General features: G+C 62.9%; 11 protein-coding genes. 6 read left to right on the top strand and 5 right to left on the bottom strand.

Annotation, left to right across the window (positions count from 1 at the left end):
- A partial coding sequence (locus ABY403_RS11235; protein ID WP_372840905.1) for a uracil-DNA glycosylase occupies nucleotides 1–650 on the bottom strand: 650 nt, incomplete at its 3' end.
- 109 nt (nucleotides 651–759) lie between these two features.
- On the opposite strand from ABY403_RS11235, the gene ABY403_RS11230 reads away from it, so the two are divergent.
- The 6 genes from ABY403_RS11230 (at nucleotide 760) to ABY403_RS11205 (ending at nucleotide 5,125) form a co-directional block, all read left to right on the top strand.
- Nucleotides 760–1,722, top strand: coding sequence for an aspartate carbamoyltransferase catalytic subunit (locus ABY403_RS11230; protein ID WP_372840904.1), 963 nt, complete (start codon nucleotides 760–762; stop codon nucleotides 1,720–1,722).
- A 12-nt stretch (nucleotides 1,723–1,734) separates the two neighbouring features.
- Complete coding sequence (locus ABY403_RS11225; RefSeq protein ID WP_372840903.1) at nucleotides 1,735–2,220, top strand: hypothetical protein; 486 nt, start codon at nucleotides 1,735–1,737, stop codon at nucleotides 2,218–2,220.
- A complete protein-coding gene (locus ABY403_RS11220) occupies nucleotides 2,217–2,756 on the top strand; it encodes an aspartate carbamoyltransferase catalytic subunit (protein WP_372840901.1) in 540 nt (179 codons plus the stop codon). Before ABY403_RS11225 ends, ABY403_RS11220 begins: the two co-directional genes overlap by 4 nt.
- The gene (gene pyrC, locus ABY403_RS11215) at nucleotides 2,753–4,030 is read left to right on the top strand and encodes a dihydroorotase (protein WP_372840899.1); all 1,278 of its coding nucleotides are present in this window, start codon (nucleotides 2,753–2,755) and stop codon (nucleotides 4,028–4,030) included. Before ABY403_RS11220 ends, pyrC begins: the two co-directional genes overlap by 4 nt.
- The gene (gene plsY / locus ABY403_RS11210; RefSeq protein ID WP_372840897.1) at nucleotides 4,030–4,638 is read left to right on the top strand and encodes a glycerol-3-phosphate 1-O-acyltransferase PlsY; all 609 of its coding nucleotides are present in this window, start codon (nucleotides 4,030–4,032) and stop codon (nucleotides 4,636–4,638) included. The genes pyrC and plsY overlap by 1 nt, the downstream gene beginning before the upstream one ends.
- Before the next feature lie 88 nt (nucleotides 4,639–4,726).
- Nucleotides 4,727–5,125, top strand: coding sequence for a DUF805 domain-containing protein (locus tag ABY403_RS11205; protein WP_372840896.1), 399 nt, complete (start codon nucleotides 4,727–4,729; stop codon nucleotides 5,123–5,125).
- A gap of 39 nt (nucleotides 5,126–5,164) precedes the next feature.
- Here the strand turns inward: ABY403_RS11205 and ABY403_RS11200 are convergent, their stop codons facing one another.
- The 4 genes from ABY403_RS11200 to ABY403_RS11185 all read right to left on the bottom strand — a co-directional run.
- On the bottom strand, nucleotides 5,165–5,440 hold the full coding sequence (locus ABY403_RS11200) for a hypothetical protein (protein WP_372840894.1): 276 nt from the start codon (nucleotides 5,438–5,440) through the stop codon (nucleotides 5,165–5,167).
- A 96-nt stretch (nucleotides 5,441–5,536) separates the two neighbouring features.
- On the bottom strand, nucleotides 5,537–6,901 hold the full coding sequence (locus ABY403_RS11195; RefSeq protein ID WP_372840893.1) for a glutamate--cysteine ligase: 1,365 nt from the start codon (nucleotides 6,899–6,901) through the stop codon (nucleotides 5,537–5,539).
- A 60-nt stretch (nucleotides 6,902–6,961) separates the two neighbouring features.
- Nucleotides 6,962–7,480 carry a hypothetical protein gene (locus tag ABY403_RS11190; RefSeq protein ID WP_372840892.1) on the bottom strand — a complete coding sequence of 173 codons (519 nt, stop codon included), beginning with the start codon at nucleotides 7,478–7,480 and terminating at the stop codon, nucleotides 6,962–6,964.
- Nucleotides 7,477–7,568: 16S rRNA (uracil(1498)-N(3))-methyltransferase (locus tag ABY403_RS11185; RefSeq protein ID WP_372840906.1), on the bottom strand; the 92-nt coding region annotated here is incomplete at its 5' end. The genes ABY403_RS11185 and ABY403_RS11190, both read right to left, overlap by 4 nt.

Genomic DNA, 7,568 nt, shown 5'->3' with positions numbered 1-7,568 from the left:
TCGCAGGCAGAGTTGCCCATCAGCAGCACGAAATCGGGCGCGGCAAGCGCAATATGGCGGGCGATGAAGGGGCGGAACATCGCGATCTCGGCTGCATCTGGGTCTCGGTTGGCGGGTGGCCGCCAAGGCAGCACATTGGTGATGTAAACCGCCGCCGCAGGGTCGGGTGCCTCACGCGAAAGTCCGATCGCCGCCAGCATCCGGTCAAGCAACTGCCCCGCAGCGCCAACGAAAGGGCGACCTTCAAGGTCTTCTTCGCGGCCCGGCGCTTCACCCAATATCAGCACCCGCGCCGCCGGGTTGCCATCTGCAAAGACAAAGTTTCGCGCACCGCGCTTCAACTCGCAATGTTCGAATGCGCGCATTGCTTCGGCCAATGCGGCAAGGTCGGGTGCCGCGGCGGCCAGCTGCTCTGCCTCGGCCACCGGATCAACGGGTGCAACCTGCGGCGGCGCGGCCAGTTCGGCCTGCGGTGCAGCCGCTGCGGAGGCCGCATTGGGGGCGGATTCTGCGGGTTCGGGCGGTGGCGTGTAACGATCAATCGGTGCATCGCCCATCGCCTCATCAGCGCCGAACTCGATCTGCCATTCAAGCAGCGCGAAGGCTGTTTCAAAGTCGATTTCCGTAAGGGGCAAGGTGTCTGGCTGCATGGCGCAAACCTAGGCTTTGCTGCGACAAAGGTAAACTGCCGCGCAATCCGATTGCCGCCTCGCGCTGCATTTGCAATAAGCAGAAAAAAATCGGGGGACTTTGGCAGCCATGGCCTTTCGCGCGCGCCACCTTCTGGGCATCGAGCATCTTTCGCCCGAAGACATCCGTACCGTTCTTGATCTGGCTGAACGCTATGTCGAGCTGAGTCGCCGCACCATCAAACATTCCGATGCGCTGGCGGGCATGACGCAGATCAACATGTTCTTCGAGGCATCGACGCGCACCCAGTCGAGTTTCGAACTGGCAGGCAAGCGGCTGGGTGCCGATGTCATGAACATGTCAGTCGCGCAATCGAGCGTGAAAAAGGGCGAAACGCTGATCGATACGGCGCTGACCCTGAATGCGATGCACCCCGACCTTCTGGTGGTGCGCCACCCGGCCTCGGGTGCGGTCAACCTACTTGCGGAAAAGGTCAATTGCGCGGTGCTGAACGCAGGCGACGGGCGGCACGAACATCCGACACAGGCCCTGCTTGATGCGCTGACCATTCGCCGCGCCAAGGGCCGCATTCAGCGCCTGACAGTCGCCATCTGCGGCGACATCGCGCACAGCCGGGTGGCGCGCTCGAACCTCATTCTGCTTGGCAAGATGGAAAACCGCATCCGCCTGATCGGGCCACCAACGCTGATGCCCGCCGGCGTCGCCGAGTTTGGCTGCGAGATTTACGACGACATGGCCAAGGGGCTGGAAGGCGCCGATGTGGTGATAATGCTTCGGCTGCAAAAAGAGCGGATGGACGGCGGCTTCATTCCGTCTGAGCGCGAATATTACTATCGCTACGGGCTAGACGCCGAAAAGCTTGCTAATGCCAAGCCCGACGCCATCGTCATGCACCCCGGCCCGATGAACCGCGGCGTTGAAATCGACGGCGAGCTTGCCGATGACATCAACCGCAGCGTGATTCAGGATCAGGTCGAAATGGGCGTGGCGGTGCGCATGGCCTGCATGGACCTTTTGGCGCAAAACCTGCGGGCGGACCGGGGGCGCAAGGCAACCGGGGTGATGGTGTGATGGATATCACCTATGCCTGAGTTCATCCGCGATCCGGTGCAGAACTACCGCCCCGGCCCGGCGTCGGAATTGCCGCTGGAAGCGGGCGAAACCGTGCTGGCCGTGTTTGCGGCAGACCGCCGTCGCTACTGGCTCGATCACGCCGCGATGGCGGGGCTGGGGGCTGTGGTGGTTGCGGTGGTGTTGCCGTTTTTCGGGCGAGCAGACCAGATTCCGGTCGCGCTGCTGGCGGTGGCGGCAGCAGTGGCGCTGCGGGGTGCCTATCTTGCTTCAGAGGCGTTTGCGCGGCGCTGGCAACTGACCGAGCGGCGGCTGATCGGCCCGCAAGGGCGGCAGGTGATGTTGCTGGAAATCGCCGCGCTCCGGCGTCTGATGGGCGATGTGCAGCTTGTCACCAAAGACGGCACGAAGCACCTTATCAAGCATCAGGCCGATAGCGCGGCAACTTTGGCCGCGATTGAGGCGCAGCGCGCCGCCCGCGCCAAGGTGGTGCCATGACTTTGGCAAGCTCCAACGCCCAACCCGGTTGGGAAGGTATTCTTGACAAAGACGAGGCGATCCTTTGGCAGGGTCAACCCGAACCAGGCTTTACTTTCAACGCGCGCGATCTGGCGGCGGGGCTGTTCGGGCTTGTATTCGCGGGCTTTGCGCTGATCTGGATGATCCTTGCGGCACAGGCAGGCGGGTTCTTTTGGGCGTTTGGCCTGCTTCACTTTTCGGTCGGCGTGGCGATTGGCACAGGTGGGCCGATCTGGCGCAGCTATCGGCTGCGGCGAACGTGGTACACGTTGACCAACCGGCGCGCCTTCATCGCCACCGACACGCTGACTTCGGGGCGCGCGCTGGCGGCCTACCCCATCACCCCCGACACGGTGCTATCGCTGGAAGGCGAAGAGCCGGGGTCGGTGTTTTTCGCATCCGTAATGCGCCGCATCAACAAGCGCGACCGGCAGGTGCCGCTTGGGTTCGAACGTATCCAAGACGCGCGCAACGTCCTTGCGCTGATGCGCGACATTCAGAAAGCTGCCCGATGAAATCCTTGCATTTTACCAACGCCCGCCTGATCGACCCCGAGGCGCTGACCGACAGCTTGGGCAGCCTGACCGTAACCGCAGGCCAAATCACCGCGGTGAACGGGCCCACGCCGAAAGACGCGCAGCAGATAGATTGCGCGGGCAAATGCCTTGCGCCCGGCATCGTCGATTGGGGCGTCAAGGTGGGCGAACCGGGCGAGCGGCACCGCGAAAGTTTCCGCTCGGCAGGGATGGCAGCTGCGGCGGGCGGGGTGACCACGCTGATCGCGCGGCCAGACACGATGCCCGCGATCGACACGCCCGAACTGCTGGAGTTTGTCACCCGCCGCGCCGCCGAGGCAGCCCCCGTCCGTATTCACCACATGGCGGCGCTGACCAAGGGCCGTGCTGGCCTTGAGATGACCGAAATCGGCTTTCTGCGCGATGTGGGCGCGGTTGCCTTCAGCGATGCCGACCATGTGGTGCAAGACACCCGGGTTCTGACACGTGCGTTCAGCTATGCGCGCAGCTTGGGCGCGTTGGTCGTGGGCCATCCGCAAGACCCCGGGCTCAGCCGCGGCACCTCGGCCACTTCGGGCAAGTTCGCCAGCCTGCGTGGCCTGCCCGCCGCACCGGCGCTGGCCGAACGGATCGGGCTGGACCGTGACCTTGGGTTGGTGGAATTGACCGGCGTGCGCTATCACGCCGACCAGATCACCACCGAGCGGGCCTTGCCCGCGCTGGTGCGCGCCAAGGCAAACGGGCTTGATGTGACCGCGGGTGTCTCTATCCACCACCTGACGCTCAACGAGTTTGACGTGGGCGATTATCGCACCTTTTTCAAACTGTCCCCGCCTCTGCGGTCCGAGGAGGACCGGCTGGCTGTGGTGGCGGCGGTGGGCGAAGGGCTGATCGACGTGATCTGTTCGATGCACACCCCGCAAGACGAAGAAAGCAAGCGCCTGCCCTTTGAAGATGCGGCTGCGGGCGCGGTGGCGCTGGAAACCTTTTTACCTGCGGCGATGCGGCTGTTCCACGCAGGCGCGCTCAGCCTGCCGATGCTGTTTCGCGCAATGGCGCTTAACCCGGCGCGGCGACTTGGGCTGCCACAAGGGCGGCTGGCGGCAGGTGCACCTGCTGACCTTGTGCTCTTTGACCCGGATGTTCCCTATCTGCTGGACCGCGCGAAGCTACATTCGAAGTCGAAGAACACGCCTTTCGACGGACAGCGGATGGAAGGGCGCGTGATCGCCACTTTCGTCGCGGGCAAGCAGGTATTTGGAGGGGTCCAGTGATGCCAATGCTGGAAAGCGGACTTGGGGCGATGGCCCTGGTGGCGGTGCTGGGCTACCTTGCCGGGTCAATCCCGTTCGGGGTGGTGGTAACGCGCCTGCTGGGGCTGTCTGACCCGCGCCAGATCGGCTCTGGCAATATCGGTGCCACCAACGTGCTGCGCACCGGCAACAAGGCTGCGGCACTTGCAACGTTGCTGCTTGATGGCGGAAAGGGTGCCGTGGCGGTGCTGATCGCGCGCGCGCTGCTGGCGAACGATGCGGCGCAGCTGGCGGGTGCCGCGGCATTTCTGGGCCACCTCTACCCGGTCTGGCTGGGGTTCAAGGGCGGCAAGGGTGTAGCAACTTTCATCGGCATCATGTTGGCGCTGGCTTGGCCGGTCGGGATTGCTGTCTGCGCCACGTGGCTTTTGGTGGCAGCACTGGCGCGCTATTCTTCGCTTGCGGCGCTAGTGGCGGCGGCGGCTTCGGTGCCATTTGCTTGGTTTCTTGGGCGGCCTGAAATGATGCTTCTATCCGCGGTTCTGGCGGCGCTGGTGCTTTGGCGGCACCGCAGCAACATCGCGCGGCTTGCCGCAGGCACCGAGCCGCGGATCGGCCGCAAGAAGTAACGCCCGATAGATAGCACCATGTGGCGCTTGCCGCCCGAACCTGGCGCGTGTAGCGTTCGCCCGTATTTATGTAACTTGCGGTGAACCCATGACATTCCAAGAATCTGTTAAGACTTGCCTATCCAAATACGCAACCTTTTCGGGCCGCGCGCAGCGGTCTGAGTTTTGGTGGTTCCTACTTTTTACTTCGCTTGGCGCGGCTTTGCTCAGCATGGTCGATATCGCGGTATTTGGCACCACGACGACATATAGCGGCGGCGTCTCGGGTTCGACCGATACTACAATTTTAAGCGGCGTCTTCAGCCTGCTGGTCTTTCTTCCCTCGCTTTCGGTGACGGTGCGCAGGCTCCATGACCTCGACAAGTCGGGTTGGTGGGTCTTGCTTTGGCTGATTCCGGTAATTGGATGGATCATCCTGATCGTCTGGTATGCTACCGGCGGCGTCAGAGGCGAAAACCGCTTCGGACCCGACCCGCTGGAAGTTTGACGCGCGCAGCGTTCCGGCATCGCCGCGCGCGCCAGTCGCTTAGCGCGTTACCAGCTTTTCGACCGCTTCGGCGGTGCGCTTGGTGTTTTGGTAAATGCCAAGACCCATATACATCAGCCCGGCAATGAAGATCACGTAGATCGCGCCGCCGATCAATATGCCAAGGCCCATCAGCGGGCCGCTGGGCGCACCCGGCCCCATCATTTCGTTGCCGCCAAAGGCCGTGATACCTGCAAATGCCACGATGCCGATGCACAACAGCACGACGATAACACCGACAAGAATCTCGAAGGTGTTGATGAAAAAGTCCCGCATTCCCTCCTCCTGTCACAAGTGCACGCATGGGATTACACGCCCCATACAAGCGACAGGGTGAGCTTTGGCCCCCTTCAGGTCAAGAATATATAGTGGTCAGAGCGTTGCTGCCGCATAGATGTGGGATAGATCGCCCCCCCACTCGCCGTGATATTTGGCCAAGTAGCGGTCGGCCTGCACCTCGCCCGTGGCAAGATCGGGTTCAAGCACGTCAAGGAAAAGCCCCTCGTCAGCGCCGCCGAGGGCCTGCGCCCTTGATGTCAAACCGGCGCGGGCAATTGCGACTGCTTCGCGCGCGAGATCTTGCAGCTTCACACCGCCCGCTTCGCCCTGTAGCGCCGAAACCGACGCGGCAACCCGGAGCCCTTCGCGCGTCTCGGCGCTGAGGCCCTTGACCAGATCCCAAGCGGCATCGAGCGCGCTCTGGTCATAAAGCAGCCCGACCCAAAGCGCCGGAAGCGCCAGCATATGGTCCCGATCGCCCGCGTCGGCGCCGCGCGTTTCAAGATATTTCTTCACCCGCGCCTCGGGGAACACGGTCGTCATGTGGTCGGCCCAGTCGCTAAGCGTTGGCAACTCGCCCGGCAACGCGGGCAGATTGCCCGCCATGAAGTCGCGGAAAGACTGGCCGAGTGCGCTGATGTAGCGGCCATCACGGTAGACAAAATACATGGGCACATCGAGCACCCAATCGACATAGCGTTCATAGCCCATGCCCGGCTCGAACGCGAAGGGCAGCATACCTGTGCGGCTGGCATCAAGATCGCGCCAGATGCGACTGCGCCAGCTTTTGTGGCCGTTGGGCTTACCCTCGAAAAAGGGCGAACTGGCAAACAGCGCCGTGGCGACAGGTTGCAACGCCAGCGCCACGCGCAGTTTTTGCACCATGTCGGCTTCAGACCCAAAATCCAGATTCACCTGCACCGTACAGGTGCGGTACATCATCTGCGTGCCATGCGTGCCGACCTTGCCCATGTAATCCGTCATCAGCCGATAACGGCCCTTGGGCATGCGCGGCATCTGATCGTGCGTCCAGATCGGTGCGGTGCCAAGGCCAGCAAAGGCAACGCCAATATCGCGCGCGACATCGGCGCATTCGGCCAGATGCGCATCGAACTCGGCGGCAATTGCGTGCAAATCGGTCAACGGTGCACCGGAAAGCTCCAACTGGCCGCCCGGTTCGAGGCTGACATTGGCACCGTTGCGCGAAAGTCCGATCAGCGCGCCTTGTTCGCGAACTGGTGTCCAGCCGAACCGCGCCTCTAGCCCTTCAAGCATCGCGCGCACGCTACGCGGCCCGTCATAGGGCAATGGCAGCAGGCTGTCGGTCAGGAACCCGAACTTTTCATGCTCGGTTCCGATGCGCCAATCCGCGCGCGGCTTTTCACCCGAGGCGATGTATTCGACCAGTTGCGAGATCCGCTCAATCGGGGCACCGCCGCCTTGTTGTGGTATCGACATTGGGCGCTCCGGTTTCGCACGATTGCAGGAAAGTTTAGGTGGCGCTACGTCGTCGCCGAGTCAAGCCCGCGTCGGCGGCCTTTTCCAGAGCACTTGCACAGTTGGCTGTGCGGATGTGCGCATCGCCGCGGCTGCGGCAAGGCGCGCCATGTCGATGTCGGGCAGTGTAGCAAAGGCATCATACAATTGTTCAGCGCCCTTTGCGGCCAGCGGCACAAGCAAGGCCTGCCCATCGGCGGCCTTCAGCCGCCAATGCGGCACGCCGCGCAGCACCAGCAGACGAATCTCTGTCAGGTCACGCAGCGAAATGAACCCGCCAATACCGGGGCCGTAATAGCCAAGTTGCCCTTCGTCTATCTCGATCCAACCGGGAAGGGTAACGGGCCGTGCAAAGCGCAGACGGCGAAGCGCAATCACCCCCCAACCCGCGCCCAAAAGGGCCAGAAACGCCCCGGCAGGTAAAAAAACATAGCCACCACGCGCCGCAAGCCACAGCCCCGCCGCCAGAACCGCCGCAGCAACCCCAACCTCGCGCCAGCGCATCAGAACCGTCATCGCCTCGGGGCGCAAAAGGCTCATCGCCAATCCCCCAGATTTGCCTGCCACAAAACCAGCGCGGCAACCGCTGCCGTATCGGCACGCAGAATACGCGGGCCGAGACTGACCG

This window comes from Phaeovulum sp. (assembly GCF_041596715.1).
Lineage (GTDB): Bacteria > Pseudomonadota > Alphaproteobacteria > Rhodobacterales > Rhodobacteraceae > UBA6213.
The sequence above is the reverse complement of the archived record's forward strand: the minus strand, read 5'-3'. Positions and strand labels throughout refer to the sequence as shown.